The organism is Marinobacter sp. C7 (assembly GCF_022343555.1).
Lineage (GTDB): Bacteria > Pseudomonadota > Gammaproteobacteria > Pseudomonadales > Oleiphilaceae > Marinobacter.
The window spans coordinates 1,611,934-1,633,972 of record NZ_JAKQZH010000001.1; the positions used below are offsets into that span (position 1 = coordinate 1,611,934).

Consider the following 22,039-nt stretch of genomic DNA (forward strand, 5'->3'; position numbering starts at 1 on the left):
CGGAAACTGGCATGAGCCGAATTCAAGGGGTATTAAAGGACCTGAAGGACCAGGGGCGTAAGGCGCTTATTCCATACATTACTGCAGGAGATCCGCATCCGGATGCCACAGTAGGCCTGATGCATTCGCTGGTAGAGGCTGGCGCGGATATTATCGAACTTGGCGTACCGTTTTCCGACCCGATGGCGGATGGCCCTGTTATCCAGTTGGCCTGTGAGCGGGCACTCAAGCACGGCACCTCACTCCGCCAGGTCATCGGTATGGTCAAGGAATTCCGCAAGGAGGACGACAAGACTCCGGTGGTCCTGATGGGGTATCTCAATCCCATGGAAGCCATGGGTTATGAGGCCTTCGCCGACGCGGCGGCCGATGCCGGGGTGGACGGAATTCTCACGGTTGACCTGCCGCCGGAAGAGGCGGATGACGTGGCGCCGCTGTTCGCCCGGCGCAAGCTTGACGCCATTTTCCTGCTCGCACCGACAACGATTGATGAGCGAATCCGCGCTATCGCCGAGCACTCTTCCGGCTACGTGTACTATGTTTCATTCAAGGGCGTGACCGGTGCGGCTAAAATCAATGTCGATGAAGTGGCCGCCAAGGTTGCCCATATTCATGAAATGACCGCCTTGCCGGTCGGCGTCGGCTTCGGAATTCGTGATGCGGAAACGGCCGCTGCCGTGGGTCGGGTATCCGATGGTGTAATTGTTGGCAGTGTGCTGGTCGATACAATAGCCAGAAATCAGGCAGATACGGAAGAGCTCAAGCGAGCCCTGACGGATCTGCTCCACCCGATGCGCGAAGCACTGGACAGCCTGGCCTCCTGAACCGGAGGCCGAGGGCAGGCAGGCCTCACAGGACAGGATTGAATCATGAGTAACTGGCTGGACAAAATCATGCCGAGCAAGATCCGCTCGGAATCCAAGCAGAGAACCGGGGTCCCCGAAGGACTCTGGAAGAAGTGTCCCAAATGCGGGGCCTTTCTCTACAAGCCGGAACTTGAGAAGAATCTGGATGTTTGTCCCAAATGTAACCACCACCTGCGGGTAAGTGCCCGGCGTCGTCTCGATATTTTCCTCGACGAGGACGGCCGTGAGGAGATCGCAGCGGATCTGGAGCCCTGGGACCGCCTCAAGTTCAAGGACAGCAAGCGTTACAAGGATCGTCTCTCCCAGGCCCAGAAGGGAACGGGTGAGAAGGACGCCCTGATTGCCATGAAGGGAACGACCCTCGGGGTTCCCCTGGTGGCCTGCTCCTTTGAGTTCAACTTCCTGGGTGGTTCCATGGGTCAGGTGGTTGGTGAGAAGTTTGTGCAGGCAGCCAATGTGGCCCTGCGGGATCGCATTCCGCTGGTGTGCTTCTCCGCAAGTGGCGGCGCCCGGATGCAGGAAGCGATTCTGTCGTTGATGCAGATGTCCAAGACCGCAGCCGTGCTTGAGCGTATGAAGCAGGAGGGCATCCCTTATATCTCCGTGATGACCGATCCGGTGTTTGGGGGTGTCTCCGCCAGTCTGGCCATGCTGGGGGATCTCAACATTGCCGAGCCTAACGCCCTGATCGGCTTCGCCGGCCCGCGGGTTATCGAGCAGACCGTCCGGGAAAAGCTGCCGGAAGGCTTCCAGCGCAGTGAATTTCTGTTGGAGCACGGTGCTATCGACATGATTCTGCACCGCCACCAGCTCAGGGAACGTTGCGCACATCTGCTTGCCAAGTTCACGGCAGACGATAAACCCGGAACAGAAGAGCCCATCGAGTTCGAAGTGACTGAAAAGCCCGAAAACGATGCCGCCGAGCAGTAACAATTTCGGCAAGCCCCCGGTTCCGCCGGGGGCGAACGCCTCGCCCGACCAGTGGCTTTCCTACCTGGAATCCATTCATCCCTCCGAAATCGATCTGGGTCTCGACCGGGTTCTCCTGGTACTGCGCCGGCTGTTTCCCCGTAAACCCCATGGCCGGATCATTACCGTTGCAGGCACCAATGGGAAGGGCAGTGCCGTGGCGGCCATCGAGGCGCTGTTGCATTGTGCCGGCCGCACCACCGGTGCCTATACATCCCCACACCTGCATCGTTACAACGAGCGAGTGCGTATCAACGGTGTCGATATCGGCGACGAGGCCCTGGTCCGAGCCTTCGAGGCCGTTGAGCAGGCAAGGGGTAACACCACACTGACCTATTTCGAGTTCGGCACCCTGGCGGCGTTCGTCGCCTTTGCCGAAGCAGGCGTCGAGGATTGGGTACTTGAGGTCGGTCTTGGCGGCCGGCTGGACGCGGTCAACGTGCTCGACGCGGATTTTGCCATCATCACCTCGGTGGATATCGACCATGTGGCCTTTCTGGGCAGTGACCGTGAGGTGATTGGCTTCGAGAAGGCCGGGATCCTGCGGCCGGGAATACCGGCGGTATACGCTGATGAGGATGCACCCAGATCGGTGTTGCAGCAGGTTTCGGCGCAAAAGGTATCCCTTGATCTGCTTGGCCGTGACTATCAGCTCCGGCTTCCGGAGGATGGTGCCCTTGGCGATGCAGCCAAGGTGCATCTGGAATACCGGGATGAAACGATTCGTTTTCCCGCCGGTCCGTTGCCGGTAAAAAGCGTGGCAGCGGCTGTCGTGGCCATCCGGAACCTGGAGCCTGCACTGACCCTCGAGCAGATAGAATCGACCCTGCTGGGGTTGTCGGTTCCCGGTCGGTTTGAGCAGCTCTCGGATCACCCTGTCACGCTGGTGGATGTGGGGCACAACCCACACGCTGCAACCTGGCTAGCGGACAGACTGGCGACCATGCGCGGAGATGGCCAGCGCCTGGTTGCGGTTTATGCCGCACTTGGTGACAAGGATGTGGAAGGTGTTTCGGCAGCCATGGCCGGCGTGGTGGACGAATGGTTCCTGGCGCCGCTGGACGTTCCCAGGGGGCTGAATGTCCAGGCCCTGGCGGAGAGGGTTCGCCAGGGTGGCGTGACCCGGTTGAACCAATGCCCGTCGGTGGCGGAGGCCATTGACACCGCGAGAACGTCGGCAGGGGAAGGTGGCCTGGTGATTGTGTTCGGGTCTTTTTTCACCGTTGCCGAGGCGCGGGATGTCCTTCAGGGCGACAGATCTTAAACTTTGTCCATGGCAAGGGTTACGGCTTTGAGTTATCGGAACCAGCCGTTTAGTATCGGCGATAGCAGTAAACTGGACAGGAACGGTTAACGGGAGTGGCAGCGTGGACGGACTGAAACAAAGGATCATCGGGGCACTGGTTCTCGTTTCCCTGGCGGTTATCTTTGTGCCGATGATTTTTGATGAGCCTCACTCCGAGCGCACCTCCACGCCAATCCAGATTCCGGAGGAACCGCCTTTCCCGGAGGTCAATGCGCCTTCGGAAGAGATTCCCGAGCCGCCTGTCTATGAGACCGGTAATGCGCCGGTATCGCCGCAGCCAGACGGAACGTCTGAACCGGCTACCGCTGAAGCCGAGCCCGCACCCGGTTACCGCGTAATCGAGGAGCCGAGTGATAACTCCGAGCCGTTCTCTGGTCAGGTCGATGCAACTGAAGAGACCGAGAGTGTCGCTTCCGGGGCAGAGAGCGGCGCAGTAGCCGGTGCCGCAGAGGAGCCGAAGGAGCCGGCGGCAAATGAGGCGCCCGCGGAAGCCGGCAGTGCTGAATACACCCGTTCGCTTGAAGGAGCCTGGGTAATCCAGTTGGGCAGTTTTGGCAATCCGGACAATGCCCGCCGCCTGAGAGACCAGGTCCGGGAAAAAGGTTATGGCTCCCACCTCCAGGAGCTGACCCGCGGTGACACCGTGCTCACACGGGTCTTCAGCGGCCCGTTTGCCAGCAAATCGGAAGCAGAAGCCGCCAAGCGGGTTCTTGACGATGCCTTCAATCTCAACAGCCTTGTTACCGAGGGCGATAAATAGCGTGGTGATTCCGGATTATGAGTCCTCGGCAGTTTGGTGGCGCTGCGATTCCTGATAGAATTCGCGCTTTCGTTTCTCTGCCGGGTTTTTCATGGAAGCGCTGATCTGGATTGACTGGGTCATTATTGTCCTAATTTCAGTTTCCACGCTGATCAGTCTCAAGCGTGGTTTTGTCAGGGAAGCCCTGTCACTGATTACCTGGGTCGGTGCTTTCATTCTGGCCAGAACTTTCCATCCGCAAATGCAGACTCTTCTGGAAAGCACCGTGGAGACGCCCCTGGTGCGTCTGATCGCGGCCTTTGCCATTCTGTTCTTTGGTACCCTGATTGTCGGCGCAATCATCAATAATATGATTGGTCATCTGGTTCGCGTCACAGGGCTGTCGGCAACGGATCGGGTGCTGGGCATGGGATTCGGATTGCTCAGAGGTGTGGTCGTCGTGATTGTCGGGATTGCCTTCACTCGCTACACCCCGCTGGCGCAGGATACCTGGTGGCGGGAGTCCGTAATGATTGATCGGCTCGGTGTGGTGGAAGACTGGTCAAGGCGCACTTTGGGTGATGAATTCGCCCGTTTTCTGGAGCCGGCGGGTGAGGGTGAGGCCAGGCCCGACGCTCCAGAAGCAACTCAGGGACAAGAAGACGTGGAACCCAGGTCCGCGTCCCGTTAACATTCAGTATTAACACTCGGAGAAGATCCTATCCATGTGTGGCATTGTCGGCATCGTCAGTACTTCCAACGTCAATCAGTCGCTCTATGATGCGCTGACTGTTCTTCAGCACCGGGGCCAGGACGCGGCGGGCATTGTTACATTTCAGGACGAACGGTTTTACCTGCGCAAGGACAACGGCCTCGTACGGGATGTATTTCACACCCGTCATATGCGCCGTCTGGTAGGCAATGTCGGGATCGGCCATGTACGCTACCCCACCGCAGGTACCTCCAGTTCCGCCGAGGCGCAGCCGTTCTATGTGAACAGTCCCTATGGCATCACCCTGGCCCACAATGGCAACCTGACCAACGCCGACGACCTGGCGCGTGACCTCTTCCGCACTGATCTCCGCCACATCAACACCAATTCCGATTCTGAAGTACTGCTTAACGTTTTCGCCCACGAGCTACAGAAGCTGGGCAAGCTGAAGCCGACCAAAGACGAGATATTTTACGCGGTCAAGGCCGTGCACAAGCGTTGCCGTGGCGCCTATGCGGTGATTGCCATGATCACCGGTTACGGCATTATCGGTTTCCGTGATCCAAACGGAATCCGTCCGGCCTGCTACGGGGTGCGAGAGACCGAGGATGGCGGCAAGGAGTACATGATTGCCTCCGAGAGCGTGGCGTTGAGCGCCGCCGGGTTCAAGCTGGTCCGGGATATCGCGCCAGGTGAGGCCGTCTATATCGAAACCGACGGCACCCTGTACACCCAGCAGTGTGCCGATGAGGCGCATCTGTATCCCTGTATCTTCGAGCACGTGTATTTTGCCCGTCCGGACTCGATCATCGACAAGGTCTCCGTTTACAAGGCCCGGTTGCGTATGGGGGAGACCCTGGCGGAAAAGGTCATGCGTGAGCGCCCGGATCACGACATTGATGTGGTTATACCGATTCCCGACACCAGCCGGACCTCGGCCATGCAGATGGCCCACCGCCTGGGCGTCAAGTTCCGGGAAGGCTTCATCAAGAACCGCTACATTGGCCGAACCTTCATCATGCCCGGCCAGAAGATGCGGAAGAAATCCGTTCGCCAGAAACTCAACCCGATTGATCTGGAGTTTCGGGGTAAGAATGTGATGTTGGTGGATGATTCCATCGTCAGGGGCACCACCTGTAAGGAAATTGTCCAGATGGCGCGGGATGCCGGTGCGAAAAATGTCTATTTCGCGTCCGCGGCTCCCCCCGTGCGTTATCCGAACGTCTACGGCATCGATATGCCGTCCGCCAGTGAGCTGATTGCCCACGACCGTACGATCGAGGAAATCCGGGAGTTGATTGGCGCCGACTGGTTGCTGTACCAGGATCTGGATGATCTCATTACCTGCGTCAGCGATGTGAACGACGAGATTGAAGGCTGGGAATGTTCGGTGTTTACCGGAAACTACGTTACCGGCGACGTCGATCGGGCCTACCTGGACAAGCTCGAGGATCTCCGGAAGGATGAAAAACGCAGCAAATCCGGTGGTGACTCATCCGATAACGGCATTATCGATCTTCACAACGATGAAGACTGATTGCCCGCAAAACCTGGCCAGGAGACACCCATGACCTTGCGCAGAGAAGAAACCGTCCAGATCCCGGAGTCGGATCTCGAGGGCATGTCCGTGGATACCCTGGCCGTGAGGGCAGGGCAGCTCCGCACGGACCAGCTTGAGCACAGCGACGCCATATTTCCCACTTCAAGTTTTGTGTATGGGAGTGCCGCCCAGGCGGCGGCACGGTTTGGTGGTGAAGAGCCGGGTAATATCTACTCGCGGTTCACCAACCCGACTGTACAGGCGTTCGAGGGACGCATTGCAGCCATGGAAGGGGGCGAGCGAGCCGTAGCGACGGCTTCGGGCATGGCCGCAATTCTCAGCACCTGCATTGCATTGCTCAAGAGCGGCGATCACGTCATCTGCTCCCGGGGTGTATTCGGTACCACCAATGTGCTGTTCCAGAAATACCTGGCCCGGTTCGGGGTGGAGACGACCTTTGTCAGCCTGACCAATTATGAGCAATGGCAGCAGGCGATACGCCCGGAAACCCGCATGCTGTTCCTGGAAACCCCGTCCAATCCCCTGTGTGAAGTGGCCGACCTCGGGGAACTGTCCCGGCTTGCCAGGGCCAGTGATGCGCTCCTGGTGGTGGATAACTGCTTTTGCACACCAGTGCTGCAGCGGCCGCTGGAGCACGGCGCGGACATCGTGATTCATTCGGCCACCAAATACCTCGATGGCCAGGGCCGGTGTGTCGGTGGCGTCGTTGTTGGCCCGGACAAGCTGATGGAGGAGATCTACGGGTTTCTGCGTTCAGCCGGTCCGACCATGAGCCCGTTCAATGCCTGGGTTTTCCATAAGGGGCTGGAAACGTTACCAATCCGTATGCGCGCCCATTGCGACAATGCGTTAGAGTTGGCATTGTGGCTTGAGCAGCAAAATGCTGTGGAATCCGTGTATTACGCGGGGCTTCAGAGCCATCCCCAGCATGAGTTGGCCAAGAAGCAGCAGAAGGGCTTCGGTGGGGTACTCTCGTTCCGCGTCAACGGAGGTCGCGAGGAGGCCTGGCGCTTTATTGATGCCACGCGGATGATATCCATTACCGCCAATCTTGGGGATGTAAAAACAACGATTACGCACCCGGCCACTACAACCCACGGTCGCCTGTCTCCTGAGGATAAGGACCACGCAGGCATTACCGAGAATCTGATCCGGTTGTCGGTCGGTATCGAGGACGTCGAAGATCTGAAGACAGATCTGATGCGAGGCTTCGACGCCCTGGGCAGTTAAAGTAACGGACACGTCAGAGCATTCATGGCCGAAACCGCAAAAGCTAAGAAAGCACCCCCGGAACTTACGGAAAAGCAGCAGCGTTTTCGCCGTCTTGTTGCACAGGGCGCGCGCGAGGGCGCGGTTATTGCGCTGATCGCCCTGGCGATCTACCTGGCTATGGCCCTGGTTACTTTCACCCCCGGCGATCCGGGGTGGGCGAGCATCGGCCATGATACCTCGGTCCGTAACTACGCGGGCCGAACCGGCGCCTGGCTGGCCAGTCTGTTCATGGATTTCTTCGGCCACATGGCCTACCTCTTCCCCGTGATGATTGCTGGCTATGCGATCATGCTGATCCGACGCCGTAACGAGTCGCTGGACTTGCACTGGCCGCTTTTCCTGATGCGCTTCGGCGGGTTTCTCTTGATTCTGTTGTCGGCAACCAGCCTGCTGTCCCTTTATTCGGTTTTCGGACTGGGTGTTTCGTCTGGCGGCGTACTGGGCACGGCAGTCTCCGAAGCCATGGTCCGGTTTTTCAACCTGCCGGCAACGACCCTCCTGCTTATTGCAATCTTCCTGTTCGCGCTGACTGTGACCACCGGTTTGTCCTGGTTCTGGCTGATGGACCAGGTGGGTGGGATGACTTTGCGCTTCGGGCAATCCCTCAAGTCTCTGGTTACGTCCAGTGGCGAAAAACCTGCGAAGCCCAAGGCTGAAAAAAAGGTTCCGGAGGCGCCAAAGAAAGAGCCGCCTATCGTGAATGACCGGGTTGAGACCGCCACCGATTCGGGGCTCGCCAAGAAGAAGCGTTGGTGGCAACGGTTGCCGGGCCTGGGGCCCCGAAAGAGGAAAACCGAGGCGCCATCCCAACGCAGGGAGGCTGGCCTGGATGGTCTGAGTGCATCAGAGCCCGCCGAGCCGGCACGGCTTGAGAATTTCAGTGCGCGGGATAGCGGCGACAGCCCGGAGCCGCGGCCGAAATCGGCCAAAACGGTGTCCCAGCCGGCCTCCCGCTCCTTCAAGATCTCGCCGTTCAAAAAAGAGGATCAGCCAAAGACGGAGAAGGGCAAGAAATCCGGACAGGGGTCCCTGCTCGAGGATATCGAAAGCGCCATTCCCCCTCTGACTCTGCTGGATCCCCCCGAGGAGCACAAGGAGAAAGGTTACTCCGAGGAATCCCTGGAGCACATGTCCCGCCTGCTTGAGGAGAAACTGGCAGATTTCGGCGTCTCCGTGGAGGTGGTAGAGGTCAATCCGGGGCCGGTGATCACCCGGTTCGAAATCAAACCTGCGCCGGGGGTGAAGGTGAGCAAGATTTCCAATCTTGCCAAGGACCTCGCGCGGTCCCTTGCCGTGCTCAGTGTGCGGGTTGTCGAGGTCATCCCCGGCAAGTCCGTCGTTGGTATCGAAATACCGAATGAGGAGCGGGAAATGGTTCGCCTGTCCGAGGTGCTCGGAGCTCGGGTGTTCACAGAAAGCTCCTCGCCATTGACCCTTGCCCTGGGCAACGATATCGGCGGTAACCCGGTGGTCGCGAACCTCGCCAAGATGCCGCACCTTCTGGTGGCCGGTACCACCGGGTCCGGTAAATCCGTCGGGGTCAATGCCATGCTCCTGAGCATGCTGCTCAAGGCGACTCCGGAAGAAGTGCGGTTCATCATGGTGGACCCGAAGATGCTGGAGCTCAGCATCTATGACGGCATTCCTCACTTGCTTGCCCCGGTGGTCACCGACATGAAGGAAGCCGCCAACGCCCTGCGCTGGTGCGTGGCGGAGATGGAACGTCGGTACAAACTGATGGCCAACCTCGGGGTTCGTAACATCGCCGGTTACAACCGAAAGATCAAGGATGCGCAGGCTGCGGGCGAGCCCATCCTCGATCCGTTGTGGAAGCCGGATGAGTACCTGGAAAACGACGAGGAGAACCGGCCGGAACTCGAGACCCTGCCGTTTATCGTTGTCGTGATCGACGAATTCGCTGACATGATGATGATCGTCGGCAAGAAGGTCGAGGAGCTGATTGCCCGTATCGCCCAGAAGGCGAGGGCGGCCGGTATCCATTTGATCCTGGCCACGCAGCGGCCGTCGGTAGATGTCATTACCGGGCTGATCAAGGCCAACATTCCTACCCGGATGTCGTTCCAGGTGTCGTCCAAGATCGATTCCCGGACGGTGCTGGACCAGGGCGGTGCGGAGCAGTTGCTGGGCCATGGCGACATGCTGTATCTCCCGCCGGGTTCTGGCTTGCCGGTCCGGGTTCACGGCGCCTTTGTGGATGATGATGAAGTCCATCGCGTTGTCAGCGCCTGGAAAGCCCGTGGCGAACCGGTGTACGTCGATGACGTTCTTAACGGCGCCGAAGGTGAGAGCCTGCCCGGTGTGCCGACGCTTAATGAGGGCGGAGGAGACAGCGAGGGCGATTCTCTGTATGACGAGGCGGTGGCATTTGTCACCGAGGGTCGACGGGTGTCGATTTCCTCCGTACAGCGTAAATTCAAGATTGGCTATAACCGGGCTGCGAACCTGGTAGAAGCCATGGAGGCGTCGGGAGTGGTCAGTGCCGCCGGGCACAACGGTGCCCGTGAAGTGCTCGCTCCGCCACCACCCAGAGACTAGGAGTTAAGCCTATGACGGTACGTCAGTTGAAAGTCGCGTTTACCCTGTTGCTCGGGTTGGTATTCAGTCTGGGCACTGCGGCGGCTGAGGAAAACGGGGAACAGAGTCGCGAAGCGGCCTCCGAGCTGGCCTCGATCCTCAAGAGTTATGAGTCATTCCAGGCGGACTTCATCCAGATTGTCGTGAATGAAAACGGCAGCCGCGTGCAGGAAACCCACGGTGAACTCAAGGCCAAGCGCCCCGGGCTGTTCTACTGGGAAACCAGTGCACCCTTGCCCCAGTTCATTGTCAGTAACGGGGAAACCGTGGAGGTCTATGATCCGGACCTGGAGCAGGTAACCATCCATAAGCTGGATGACCGGGTGCAGACTACGCCGGCATTGCTGCTCAGTGGCGAGGTCGACAACCTGGATGAGACCTACAAAGTGTCACAGCGCCGCATAGGCGATCTCACACGGGAGTTCACCCTGGAGCCACGCAGTCCGGATTCCCTGTTTACTTCACTGCGTCTGAGCTTTTTTGACGGTGAACTCCAGGAGATGCGGATGAAGGATTCCCTGTCCCAGCTGAGCATCCTGAGTTTTGACGATATCCGGGTGAACGGGGCCGTTGACGCCGGCGCCTTCACTCTGGAGTATCCCGACGGCGTGGATATTATCCGGGACGGAGCCTGATGCAGGACAGCCTTTTCGGACAGCCCGAGGGGTTTCAGCCTCTGGCGTCGCGGATGCGGCCGAGGTCTCTTGATGAGTATGTTGGCCAGGCCCATCTGGTGGGGCCGGGGAAACCGCTTCGGCGTGCGGTAGAGCAGGGGCAGTTGCACTCCATGATCCTGTGGGGACCCCCTGGGGTAGGCAAGACCACATTTGCGCAGTTGCTGGCGAATGTGGGTAACCTGAGTTTCGAAACCATTTCCGCGGTACTGAGCGGCGTGAAGGAAATTCGGGCCGTCGTGGAGCGGGCGCGGAACCGCAAACAGAGCGAGGGGCGCGATACCCTCCTGTTCGTGGACGAGGTTCACCGTTTCAACAAGAGTCAACAGGACGCCTTCCTGCCACATATCGAGGACGGTACCTTTATTTTCGTGGGCGCCACCACAGAGAACCCTTCCTTCGAGCTGAACAGCGCGCTTCTGTCGCGGACCCGGGTGTATGTGCTCAAGAACCTGGAGGAGTCCAACATCCTGTTGCTTCTGCAACGGGCGCTGACTTCCGAACAGGGCTTTGACGGCCGGTTGGCGGTTCCGGACAGGGTCCGGGAGTTGATAGCCTCGGCCTCCGGGGGCGATGCCCGTCGGGCGCTGAATATCCTGGAGGTGGCTGCCGATTTGGCCGAGCCGGGTGAGAATGGCTCGGATACCATCACCGAGGCGGTGCTGGAGCAGGTAATGCAGACCAGCCTGCGGCGCTTCGACAAAGGGGGCGATGTCTTCTACGACCAGATTTCAGCGCTGCACAAATCCGTGCGCGGCTCCGATCCGGACGGCTCCCTCTACTGGCTGTGCCGGATGCTCGACGGCGGCTGCGACCCGCTGTACGTTGCCCGCAGGCTGGTACGGATTGCCAGCGAGGATATTGGTAATGCGGATCCGCGGGCGCTTCAACTCAGCATGGACGCGTGGGATGCCCAGGAGCGGCTGGGATCGCCGGAAGGCGAGCTGGCATTGGCGCAGGCAGTCACTTTCCTCGCTCTCTCTCCCAAAAGCAATGCCGTTTACAAGGCGTTCAACCAGTGCATGGCTGATATCCGCCAGGATCCGGATTACGAGGTGCCGCCCCATCTCCGGAATGCCCCGACCAAGCTGCTCAAATCGATGGGGCACGGTGACAGCTATCGCTACGCCCACGATGAGCCGGAGGCGTTTGCCGCGGGGGAGTCCTACCTGCCGGAACCGATCCACTCCCGCCGGTACTATGAGCCGGTCAACCGGGGGCTCGAGATCAAACTCGCGGAAAAGCGGCAGCGGCTGGATGACCGAAACGCCGCAAGCCCCAACAAACGCTATTCCTGAGGCCCCACGGTAGTCACCGTCGCCTGTGCAGGTATAATGGCCTGTCATTCAATTCATCACGCAAACCGGAAGAATCAGGATTACCATGCTCGATCCCAAACGCGTCCGTACCCAGACAGAAGAGATCGCCCGCCGGCTGGCCATCAAGAATTTTGAATTCGATGTTGCCGCCTTCGAGCAACTGGAAGAGCGCCGTCGTGCTCTCCAGGTGCGTACGGAAACGCTGCAGAGCGAGCAGAACAAGCGTTCCAAGTCTATCGGCAAGGCCAAGGCAGCCGGAGAGGATATCCAGCCGCTGCTGGAGGAGGTGGAAAGCCTGAAGAAGCAGCGGTCTGAAGCCGAGGACGAGCTGCGCGGGTTGCAGGAAGAGCTCAACTCGTTCCTGGCCGGTATCCCCAACCTTCCGGACGAGGACGTGCCGGCCGGGGCCAGCGAAGACGACAACGTCGAGACCCGCACCTGGGGTGATCCCAAGAGCTTTGACTTTGAACCCAGGGACCACGTGACCCTGGGGGAAAACCTCAAGGGCCTGGACTTCGAAACCGCCTCCCGGTTGGCGCATTCCCGCTTTGCCGTAATGCGGGGACCGGTGGCTCGCCTCCACCGTGCCCTGGCCCAGTTCATGCTGGACCTGCACACCGGTGAGCACGGCTACACAGAAGCCTACGTGCCCTATCTGGTGAACGCCGCTACCCTTTACGGAACCGGTCAGCTTCCGAAATTCGAGGAAGACCTGTTCAAGACCGAAGGTGAGAATCCCCTGTACCTGATTCCGACCGCTGAGGTGCCGGCCACCAACCTGGTGTCCGATACCATCCTGGATGCTGAGGAGCTACCGCTGCAACTGGTTTGCCATACGCCGTGTTTCCGCAGCGAGGCTGGCTCCTACGGCCGCGACACCCGTGGCATGATTCGCCAGCATCAGTTCGACAAGGTGGAATTGGTGCACGTGGTTCGCCCGTCTGATTCCGAAGTTGCCCTCGAAGCGTTGACCGGCCACGCCGAGAAAGTTCTCCAGTTACTTGAGCTGCCGTATCGGGTGGTGACCCTGTGTGGTGGGGACATGGGCTTCTCCGCCGCCAAAACCTACGATCTGGAGGTCTGGTTGCCGGGCCAGAACAAGTACCGGGAAATCTCCTCGTGCTCCAATACCCGGGACTTCCAGGCACGGCGTATGCATGCACGTTGGCGTAACCCGGAAACCGGTAAGCCCGAACCCGTCCATACTCTGAACGGTTCCGGTCTGGCCGTGGGCCGGGCTCTGATTGCGGTAATGGAAAACTACCAACAGGAGGACGGCAGCATCGTGGTACCGGAAGTTCTTCGCCCCTACATGGGAGGCATCGACAGGATCCAATGAGTGAGCAAACCGTACCTGCACCGGGAGAGGGCATAGCGGGCAGGCCTGCACCAGTCCGGTACAAGGCCAACCCGGTCACTGACAACCCGAATAATTCTGCGGGTGAGGTCGCCCTCGTGGGTGCCGGTCCGGGGGATCCTGAGTTGCTGACGCTCAAGGCCTGGCGCTTGATCACGTCGGCGGAGGTAGTACTCTACGATCGGCTTGTGTCGCCGGAAATCCTGGCGCTGATCCCGGAATCCGCCGAGAAGATCCACGTCGGCAAACAGCGTTCTAACCACACCTTGCCACAGGAACAGATCAACCAGCGCCTGGTGGAACTGGCACGTAAAGGGCTCAAAGTGGTCCGCTTGAAGGGCGGCGATCCGTTCATATTCGGCCGCGGTGGCGAGGAGATCGAGACTCTGGCTGAAGCCGGTGTCCGTTTCCACGTGGTGCCGGGCATCACCGCTGCTTCAGGCTGTGCCGCCTATGCCGGAATCCCCCTCACTCACCGGGATCATGCCCAGTCCGTTCGGTTCATTACCGGTCACCTCAAGAACGACAGCTGCGATCTGCCGTGGCAGGATTTTGTCCAGAATAACCAGACGCTGGTGTTCTATATGGGGCTGGTGGGATTGCCGATTATTTCCCGCCAGCTGATCGAGCACGGGATGGCTCCGGACATGCCCGTGGCACTGGTTTCCAGGGGAACCACACCAGAGCAGCATGTGGTAACCGGAACTCTGGAGACAATCGTCAGTCGGGTGGATGCGGAGCAGGTCAGGGCGCCAACCCTGGTGATTATCGGCAGGGTGGTCTCCTTGCGGGACAAGCTTGACTGGGTTGCGGGTTTACCCGGGGGCAGCCTCTGAGGCTGCCTTCGTAGACCGAAACGGGGAGCTGAATGCTCCCCGTTTTTTGTTGGTTCGGTGGTCAGCCGGCCTTGCGCTTGGGCAAGACATCCTTGAGTTTGTCCCGCATTTCGCGGATGGCTTTTTCAGTGGTCGGCCAGTCGATGCAGGCATCGGTCACGGAGACACCGTACTTCAGATCCGCGAGGTTCTCGGGAATGGATTGGTTACCCCAGTTGATGTTGCTCTCGACCATCAGGCCCTGGATCGAGGTGTTGCCCTCCAGGATCTGGTGAGAGATGTCCTGCAGCACCAGCGGCTGGATTGCCGGGTCTTTGCTGGAGTTGGCGTGGCTGCAGTCAACCATGATGGATTTGCGCAGACCGGCTTTTTCCAGGGCCTGTTCACAAAGTGCGACGCTGACGGAGTCATAGTTGGGCTTGCCGCCCCCGCCCCGGAGGACCACGTGGCCGTAGTTGTTACCCTTGGTCCGGATAATGGCGACCTGACCATTCTGGTCAATACCGAGGAAGCTGTGAGGATGGGAAACAGACTTCATGGCGTTGACGGCCACGTCGAGGCTTCCATCGGTGCCGTTCTTGAAGCCGATCGCCATGGAGAGGCCGCTGCTCATCTCCCTGTGCGTCTGGGATTCGGTGGTGCGGGCGCCAATGGCGGACCAGGCGATAGTGTCCTGCAGGTACTGCGGTGAGATCGGATCCAGAGCTTCTGTTGCTGCCGGCAGGCCCAGTTCGTTGATATCAAGCAGCAGACGGCGGCCGATGTGCAGCCCCTGTTCGATGTCGAAAGTGTCGTTCAGGTGTGGGTCATTAATCAGACCCTTCCAGCCAACGGTGGTGCGGGGTTTCTCGAAATAGACGCGCATTACGATCAGAAGGGTGTCGCTGACTTCGTCTGCGAGCTTTTTCAGTCGCTGGGCGTAGTCACGGGCGGCTTCCACGTCATGGATGGAGCAGGGGCCTACAACCACAAACAAGCGGTGGTCCTTGCCGTCCATGATGTCGTAGATGGCCTGACGGCTGCTGGCAACGGTTTCGGCCGCCTTGTCTGACAGTGGCATTTCATTCTTGAGCGCTTCCGGCGTAATCAGCGTTTCGGTGCTGGCCACATTCAGATCTTCTAGTTTCTTACCCGACATTTTGTTCTGTTTCCCCGGTTCTGATCGATATATCCCTCCGAACTGAGATCGGCTCAAAAGAGGAATACCTATTAACGGTTATGTCTCCGGGAGCCTTGTACGGCAGGCCCCGGCGAGTTGTTTATACTGCGTTATTTGAGGGTCCTTTTCAACGCTTGCGGCGTTCTGTCGGCCCCGGATTCCCCTGGGCCGGACACAAAAAAACCGGCGCCATCGGAGCCGGTTTCTTCGGGGTTAACGCGGGATCACTCCTCGAGCTCACCCATGCCGGTGATGTTGAATCCGCCATCAACGTACATGATTTCACCTGTAATACCGCTGGCCAGATCCGAACTCAGGAACGCAGCAGCGTTGCCTACTTCCTCAGTGGTCACGTTCCGGCGAAGCGGAGCACGTCTGGCGTTTTCGGCCAGCATGCGGCGGAAGCTGGCGATACCGGAAGCGGCCAGGGTCTTGATAGGACCGGCGGAAATGCCGTTTACACGGATGCCTTCCTTGCCGAGGCTTGCGGCCATGTAGCGGACGTTGGCTTCCAGGGAGGCCTTGGCCAGACCCATCACGTTGTAATTCTGGAGTACGCGTTCTGCGCCGAGATAGCTCAGGGTAAGCAGCGAGCTGCCCTCGTGCATCATCTTGCGCGCACCCTTGGCAAGGGCGACAAAGCTGTAGGAGCTGATGTCGTGGGCAATCTTGAAGCCTTCACGGGTGGTCACGTCGACATAGTTGCCGTTCAGCTCGTGGGCCGGGGCATAACCGACAGCGTGAATGATAATGTCGATGTTGTCCCAATGCTTGTTCAGCTCGGTGAAGACGTTTTCGATTTCTTCGTCACTGGCGACGTCGCAGGGGAAGGTCAGCTTGCTGCCCCACTGGTCCGCGAATTTTTCCACGCGGGACTGGAGCTTTTCGTTCTGGTAGGTGAAGGCCAGTTCGGCGCCTTCACGGGCAAAGGCTTCAGCGATGCCGTAAGCGATAGAGTGTTTGCTGGCTACGCCAACGATCAGTGCTTTCTTGCCACTGAGCATTCCCATGGGTGTGTCTCCCTGTGTTCCTGATTTTCGAGCATTATCCCTGACCGTTGTGCCGGGAGTAACGCTCAATTGGTCGTAGTGGTGGGTTCATTGGTTGTCTGGTAGAACAGCGCTGCATTGAGCAGTTCCTGTGTATACCGCTGCTTCGGCGACCGGAATATGTCAGCCGCGTCGCCATACTCCACAATCTTTCCATGCTGGAGTACCAGCAGCTTGTGGCTCAGGGCGCGAACTACCGCCAGATCGTGACTGATGAAGATATAGCTTAGACCATAACGGGACTGGATATCGCGCAACAGCTGGATAACCTGCTTTTGAACCGTGCGGTCCAGCGCTGACGTGGGCTCATCAAGAATGATCAGGTCCGGTTGCAGCACCAGGGCCCGGGCAATGGCAATCCGCTGGCGTTGGCCGCCCGAGAATTCATGGGGATAACGGTGTCTCGCTTCCGGGTCGAGCCCGACGTCCCTGAGGGCGCGGATCACTTGTTGCTCATGGCTGTCCTTGCCCTCGGGATCGTGAATTTCCAGGCCTTCGCCCACGATCTCTGCAATGGACATGCGTGGGCTGAGACTGCCAAATGGGTCCTGGAAGACAATCTGGATCCGTTTCCGATAGGGCCGGAAGTCCTTCTGAGTGAGGTCGGACAGTTCGTTGCCACCGAGGGTGAACCGGCCTGTGCTCGCCGTAAGCTTGAGCAGGGCATGACCAATAGTGGTTTTGCCGCTACCACTTTCACCAACGATACCCAGGGTCTGCCCCTTGGGCAGCTCGAAGCTGGCCTCCTGCACGGCATGGAAATACTCCCGGACCTTGCCGAATAGGGACTTCTTGACGGGAAAGCGAACATCCAGATTATTGACGCTGAGCAGGATCTCATTCTCGCCCTGTGCCGGCAGGGGCGCTTCCGGCGGTTCGGCGTCCAGAAGCTTTCGTGTATAGCTGTGTTCCGGCTGGTCAAACAACCGGTGGGTTTCGGCATGTTCCACCAGGCGACCCTGTTCCATCACCACCACCCGGTCCGCGTATCGCCGGACAATGCTCAGATCATGGGTAATCAGCAGGATGGCCATACCGAGCCTTTTCTGGAGGCTCTTGAGCAGCTCCAGAACCTGTTTCTGCACTGTGACATCCAGGGCGGTGGTAGGCTCGTCGGCAATCAACAGATCCGGCTCGTTGGCCAGTGCCATGGCAATCATTACCCGTTGTTTCTGGCCGCCGGAGAGCTGATGGGGGTAGCTCTTGAGCCGGGATTCGGGATCCTTGATACCGACCAGTTCCAATAATTCGATGGTCCGTTTCCGTGCCTGCGTTTCCCGCATTCCCTTGTGCAGTGCCAGGGTCTCGCCGATCTGTTTTTCCACCGTGTGGAGTGGATTGAGAGAGGTCATCGGCTCCTGGAAAATCATGCTGATTTCCCGCCCCCGGATCTGTCGCAGCCGTTTCTCACTGGCACGGAGCAGGTTTTCACCCCGGAAATGGATCTCGCCGGAGGGATAACTGGCGTGTCTGGAATCGAGCAGGCGCAGTACCGAGAGTGCGGAAACCGATTTACCCGATCCGCTTTCGCCTACCAGGGCAACAGTCTCGCCCTTACGCACCGAAAAGGACAGGGATTCCACCACCGGCGGCGCCTGGTCAAAGGAGATGGAAAGGTTGGAAATCTGCAGCAGGTCGCTCATATCAACTCTTTCTGGGGTCAAAGGCGTCGCGGACCGCTTCACCCACAAACACCAGCAGGGTGAGCATCACCGAAAGGGAAACGAAAGCGGAGATACCAAGCCAGGGAGCGTGGAGGTTTGCCTTGCCCTGGGCAATGAGTTCGCCGAGCGAAGGGGAGCCGGATGGCAAGCCGAAACCGAGGAAATCCAGTGAGGTCAGGCCGGTGATCGCGCCAGTTAAAATGAAGGGCAGGAATGTAAGCGTGGCGACCATCGCATTGGGCAGGATATGCCGGAACATGATCTTGCGGTTTTCCAGGCCAAGGGCCCGGGCAGCCCGGACATATTCAAAGTTCCTGGCCCTCAGGAATTCCGCCCGCACCACGTCCACCAGTCCCATCCAGCTGAACAGGAGCATGATGCCCAACAACCACCAGAAGTTGGGCTGGACGATACTGGAGAGAATGATCAGCAGGTACAGCACAGGCAACCCGGACCAGACTTCGATAAAACGCTGCCCCAACAAGTCGACCTTGCCGCCGTAATAGCCCTGGATGGCGCCGACCACCACGCCGACGACGCAGCTGGCCAGGGTCAGGGTCAGGCCGAACAGCACCGAAATCCGGAAGCCGTAAATGACCCGTGCGGCCACATCCCGCCCCTGATCGTCGGTGCCAAGCCAGTTCTCGGCGCTAGGGGGCGCGGGAGAGGGGATTTCCAGATCGTAGTTGATGGTGTCGTAGCTGAACCGGATCGGAGGCCAGACCATCCAGCCGTTGCCGCGGATTTCGCCTGCGATAAAGGGGTCCCGGTAATCGGCCTCGGTGGGCAGGAAGCCCCCGAACGTCTCTTCAGGTACCGACTCCACCACCGGAAAATAGAACTCGCCGTTGTAGGAAACGAGGAGGGGCTTGTCGTTGGCGATGAATTCCGCAAGCAGGGACAGACCGAAAAGCACAAGGAATAGCCACAGTGACCAGTAGCCGCGCCGGTTATTGCGAAAGTTACGCAGTCGCCGTTGCTGGATCGGAGTCAGGGTTTTCATGCTCAGGCCCCCTCCCGACTCTCAAAGTCGATCCGGGGATCAACGAGCACGTAGGTGATATCGCTGATCAGCTTCAGTATCAGTCCCATCAGCGTAAAGATGTAGAGGGTCCCGAAGATCACCGGATAGTCCCGATTGAGCGCGGCCTCGAAGCCCAGCAGACCCAGGCCATCAAGGGAGAAGATGACCTCGATCAGCAATGACCCGGTAAAGAACAGGGCCACAAGGACGCCGGGGAGGCTGGCAATCACGATCAACATGGCGTTACGGAACACGTGGCCGTATAGCACCTGTTTTTCATCCAGCCCCTTCGCCCGGGCCGTGACCACGTACTGCTTGCTGATTTCGTCCAGGAACGAGTTCTTGGTGAGCAGGGTCAGGGTGGCGAAGCCGCCAATCACATTGGCCGTCACCGGCAGAGCCAGGTGCCAGAAGTAGTCGCCGATCTTCTCGTACCAGGCAAGTTCACCGAAATTGGAGGAGGTGAGCCCGCGCAGCGGGAACCAGTCGAAATAGCTGCCGCCGGCGAACAGCACGATCAACAGGATGGCGAACAGGAAGCCCGGGATGGCATAACCGATGACGATGGCGGAGCTGCTCCACACATCGAAGCGTGAGCCATCGGTGACGGCTTTGCGGATACCCAGAGGGATAGAAATGAAATAGATGATCAGGGTGGACCAGAGACCGAGGGAAATCGACACCGGCATCTTGTCGAGGATCAGCTCGATCACGCTGCGTTCCCGGAAAAAGGAGTCACCGAAATCGAAAGTGGCATAGTCTCCGAGCATCTTGAAGAATCGCTCATGGGCTGGCTTGTCAAAGCCATACATGACTTCGATCTCTTTGAGCAGCTCCTCCGGTATGCCCCGGGAACTGCGGCTGTCGCCGGAGCCGGAAGCCACTTCGCCTCCGGTATCACCCCCGGCGGCACGGGCCAGGGCGCTGCTGCCGTGGCCCTCCATTTCTGCGATGAGCTGCTCAACCGGCCCGCCCGGCGCGGCCTGCACAATGACAAAATTGAGCAGCATGATCCCGATCAGCGTCGGAATAATCAGCGCCAGGCGTCTGAGGATGTAAATGCCCATCTAGCGGAGGATTCCTTCCGTTACTGCTGGGGTTATGGAAGCTGGCTCAGGGTTTGACCCACCAGTTGTTCAGGTCGATGCCGTTCTTCGGTGTGACCTCAGGGCGTTCCAGCTGGTTCCAGTATGCCACCCGATCCTTGCGGAGGTGCCAGTGTGGAATCACGTAATGGCCGTGGAGCAGTACGCGATCCAGTGCTCGCACCCGCTGCACCAGTTCTTCCCGGTTCGGTGCCTGGATTACCATGCTGACCAGATCATCAACCACGGGGTCCTGAACACCCATGTAGTTGCGGGAACCGGTCACGTTCGCGGTGGAGGAGTGCCAGTATTCCCGCTGTTCATTACCGGGCGAATCAGATTGCGGCAGAACCTGGGTGATCATGTCGTAGTCGAATTCACGCACCCGCTGGATGTACTGGTTGCTGTCGACCAGTCGCACGGTTACATCAATACCCAGCTTGGCCAGATTATTCTTGAATGGCAGCACGATGCGCTCGAAGCTCTTCTGGAACAGGAGGATCTCGAAGGCCAGTGGTCTCCCGGTTTCGGTGTGCACCATCTTGCCTTCCTTGATTGCGTAACCGGCTGAGCGCAACAGCTGCAGCGCAGTCCGGAGGTTTTCACGCAAGCCCTGCTGGCCATCGGTGGTGGGGGGATGGTATTCCTCGGTGAACACGTCCTCGCTCAAGCGGTCCCGATACTGCTCAAGGATCTCGAGTTCACGCCCCTCAGGCAGGCCGCTTGATGCCAGCTCGCTGTTTTCGAAATAGCTGTCGGTGCGGGTGTACTGGCCGAAGAACAGATTCTTGTTTGCCCATTCGAAGTCGAAGCCATAGGCGAGGGCTTCGCGGACCCTCGGGTCGCTGAAGATGGCCTTGCGGGTGTTGAAAACAAAACCCTGCATCCCGGACGGCCGATGGTGCTCGATCGCTTCCTTAATGACGGATCCGTCCCTGAACATCGGGCCGGTGTATGCGGTTGCCCAATTCTTGGCAGACGATTCCAGTCGGAAATCAAAGTTGCCCGCCTTGAAACCCTCGAGCGCAACCGTGTCGTCCGTGTAGTAATCATAGCGGACGCGATCGAAGTTGAAGCGCCCCTTGCGAACCCCCAGGTCTTTGCCCCAGTAATCCTTGATGCGTTCGTAAGTAATGGAGCGGCCGGCCTCGAAACTGCCGATCCGGTACGGACCACTGCCGACTGGCGGGGTGAGGCCATTTTTCCCGAACTCACGTTCCGCCCAGTAATGGGCGGGTAGAATCGGCATCTGGCCAATGATAAGCGGGAGCTCGTGGTTGGTGGTTTCGTCGAAGTTGAAGCGAATCCGCCTCGGGTTCTCGATGACCACTTCCTGCACATCGGCGTAATAATTGCGGTAGAACGGGTGCCCTTTGGTGGTGAGGATCTCGAAGGAAAATTTGACGTCCTCCGCCGTAATGGGCTCGCCGTCACTGAAACGCGCTTCTTCTCGCAGGTTGTATACGACGTAGCTCCGGTCCTCTGGCGTCTCGAGGGATTCGGCAATCAGTCCGTAAGCGGAGAAGGGCTCGTCATCGGATGATTCAAGCAGAGTGTCATAGAGGTACGTGCTGATTCCGGCTGCCGCAACTCCCCGGATGTCGAACGGGTTGAAGGAGTCGAAGCCGTTGGCCACTACGGCCATTTTCAGGGTGCCGCCCTTGGGGGCATCCGGATTTACGTAGTCGAAACTGGAAAACCCCTCCGGGTAATCAGGGGCGCCATGCATGGCAATCCCGTGTTGTGGCTGCAGGCTTTGAGCTTCATCGGCGGCCGCGGTTACCGGGGCCGCCAACAGACTTAACGATGCGAGGAGGAGGGTGAGGTTCGAGGCTTTCCGTGTTCTTGTCAT

General features: G+C 58.9%; 18 protein-coding genes. 12 read left to right on the top strand and 6 right to left on the bottom strand.

Annotation, left to right across the window (positions count from 1 at the left end; translation table 11 throughout):
- The first annotated feature begins 11 nt into the window (after positions 1-11).
- From trpA to cobA, 12 genes are all read left to right on the top strand, one after another.
- Positions 12-824, top strand: a complete 813-nt coding sequence (gene trpA / locus MD273_RS07400; protein ID WP_239037098.1) for a tryptophan synthase subunit alpha — start codon at positions 12-14, stop codon at positions 822-824.
- A 45-nt stretch (positions 825-869) separates the two neighbouring features.
- On the top strand, positions 870-1,796 hold the full coding sequence (accD, locus tag MD273_RS07405; RefSeq protein WP_239037099.1) for an acetyl-CoA carboxylase, carboxyltransferase subunit beta: 927 nt from the start codon (positions 870-872) through the stop codon (positions 1,794-1,796).
- Positions 1,780-3,099, top strand: a complete 1,320-nt coding sequence (folC, locus tag MD273_RS07410) for a bifunctional tetrahydrofolate synthase/dihydrofolate synthase (RefSeq protein ID WP_239037100.1) — start codon at positions 1,780-1,782, stop codon at positions 3,097-3,099. The genes accD and folC overlap by 17 nt, the downstream gene beginning before the upstream one ends.
- Before the next feature lie 103 nt (positions 3,100-3,202).
- Positions 3,203-3,901, top strand: coding sequence for an SPOR domain-containing protein (locus MD273_RS07415; RefSeq protein WP_239037101.1), 699 nt, complete (start codon positions 3,203-3,205; stop codon positions 3,899-3,901).
- Between the two features lie 91 nt (positions 3,902-3,992).
- Positions 3,993-4,571, top strand: a complete 579-nt coding sequence (locus tag MD273_RS07420; RefSeq protein WP_239037102.1) for a CvpA family protein — start codon at positions 3,993-3,995, stop codon at positions 4,569-4,571.
- A gap of 34 nt (positions 4,572-4,605) precedes the next feature.
- On the top strand, positions 4,606-6,129 hold the full coding sequence (gene purF, locus MD273_RS07425; protein WP_239037103.1) for an amidophosphoribosyltransferase: 1,524 nt from the start codon (positions 4,606-4,608) through the stop codon (positions 6,127-6,129).
- Between the two features lie 30 nt (positions 6,130-6,159).
- Positions 6,160-7,383: an O-succinylhomoserine sulfhydrylase gene (locus MD273_RS07430; protein ID WP_239037104.1), complete on the top strand. Its 1,224-nt coding sequence runs from the start codon at positions 6,160-6,162 to the stop codon at positions 7,381-7,383.
- 24 nt (positions 7,384-7,407) lie between these two features.
- Positions 7,408-9,981: a DNA translocase FtsK gene (locus MD273_RS07435; RefSeq protein ID WP_239037105.1), complete on the top strand. Its 2,574-nt coding sequence runs from the start codon at positions 7,408-7,410 to the stop codon at positions 9,979-9,981.
- An 11-nt stretch (positions 9,982-9,992) separates the two neighbouring features.
- A complete protein-coding gene (lolA, locus tag MD273_RS07440; RefSeq protein WP_239037106.1) occupies positions 9,993-10,655 on the top strand; it encodes an outer membrane lipoprotein periplasmic chaperone LolA in 663 nt (220 codons plus the stop codon).
- Positions 10,655-11,992: a replication-associated recombination protein A gene (locus MD273_RS07445; RefSeq protein ID WP_239037107.1), complete on the top strand. Its 1,338-nt coding sequence runs from the start codon at positions 10,655-10,657 to the stop codon at positions 11,990-11,992. The genes lolA and MD273_RS07445 overlap by 1 nt, the downstream gene beginning before the upstream one ends.
- Positions 11,993-12,077: 85 nt before the next feature.
- Entirely contained in the window at positions 12,078-13,352 is a 1,275-nt protein-coding gene (gene serS / locus MD273_RS07450) for a serine--tRNA ligase (protein WP_239037108.1), read from the top strand.
- Complete coding sequence (gene cobA / locus MD273_RS07455) at positions 13,349-14,206, top strand: uroporphyrinogen-III C-methyltransferase (protein ID WP_239037109.1); 858 nt, start codon at positions 13,349-13,351, stop codon at positions 14,204-14,206. Before serS ends, cobA begins: the two co-directional genes overlap by 4 nt.
- 61 nt (positions 14,207-14,267) lie before the next feature.
- On the opposite strand, the gene MD273_RS07460 is transcribed toward cobA, so the two are convergent.
- The 6 genes from MD273_RS07460 to MD273_RS07485 all read right to left on the bottom strand — a co-directional run bounded on the left by MD273_RS07460 (position 14,268) and on the right by MD273_RS07485 (position 22,039).
- Entirely contained in the window at positions 14,268-15,344 is a 1,077-nt protein-coding gene (locus tag MD273_RS07460; protein ID WP_239037110.1) for a 3-deoxy-7-phosphoheptulonate synthase, read from the bottom strand.
- 245 nt (positions 15,345-15,589) lie between these two features.
- Positions 15,590-16,375, bottom strand: a complete 786-nt coding sequence (locus MD273_RS07465) for an enoyl-ACP reductase FabI (RefSeq protein WP_239037111.1) — start codon at positions 16,373-16,375, stop codon at positions 15,590-15,592.
- A gap of 65 nt (positions 16,376-16,440) precedes the next feature.
- On the bottom strand, positions 16,441-18,057 hold the full coding sequence (locus MD273_RS07470; protein WP_239037112.1) for an ABC transporter ATP-binding protein: 1,617 nt from the start codon (positions 18,055-18,057) through the stop codon (positions 16,441-16,443).
- 1 nt (position 18,058) lies between these two features.
- Positions 18,059-19,081 (bottom strand): ABC transporter permease, encoded by a 1,023-nt coding sequence (locus MD273_RS07475; protein ID WP_239037113.1) that lies wholly within the window; start codon positions 19,079-19,081, stop codon positions 18,059-18,061.
- 2 nt (positions 19,082-19,083) lie between these two features.
- Positions 19,084-20,169 (bottom strand): microcin C ABC transporter permease YejB, encoded by a 1,086-nt coding sequence (locus MD273_RS07480; RefSeq protein WP_239037114.1) that lies wholly within the window; start codon positions 20,167-20,169, stop codon positions 19,084-19,086.
- A gap of 46 nt (positions 20,170-20,215) precedes the next feature.
- Positions 20,216-22,039 (bottom strand): extracellular solute-binding protein, encoded by a 1,824-nt coding sequence (locus MD273_RS07485; RefSeq protein WP_239037115.1) that lies wholly within the window; start codon positions 22,037-22,039, stop codon positions 20,216-20,218.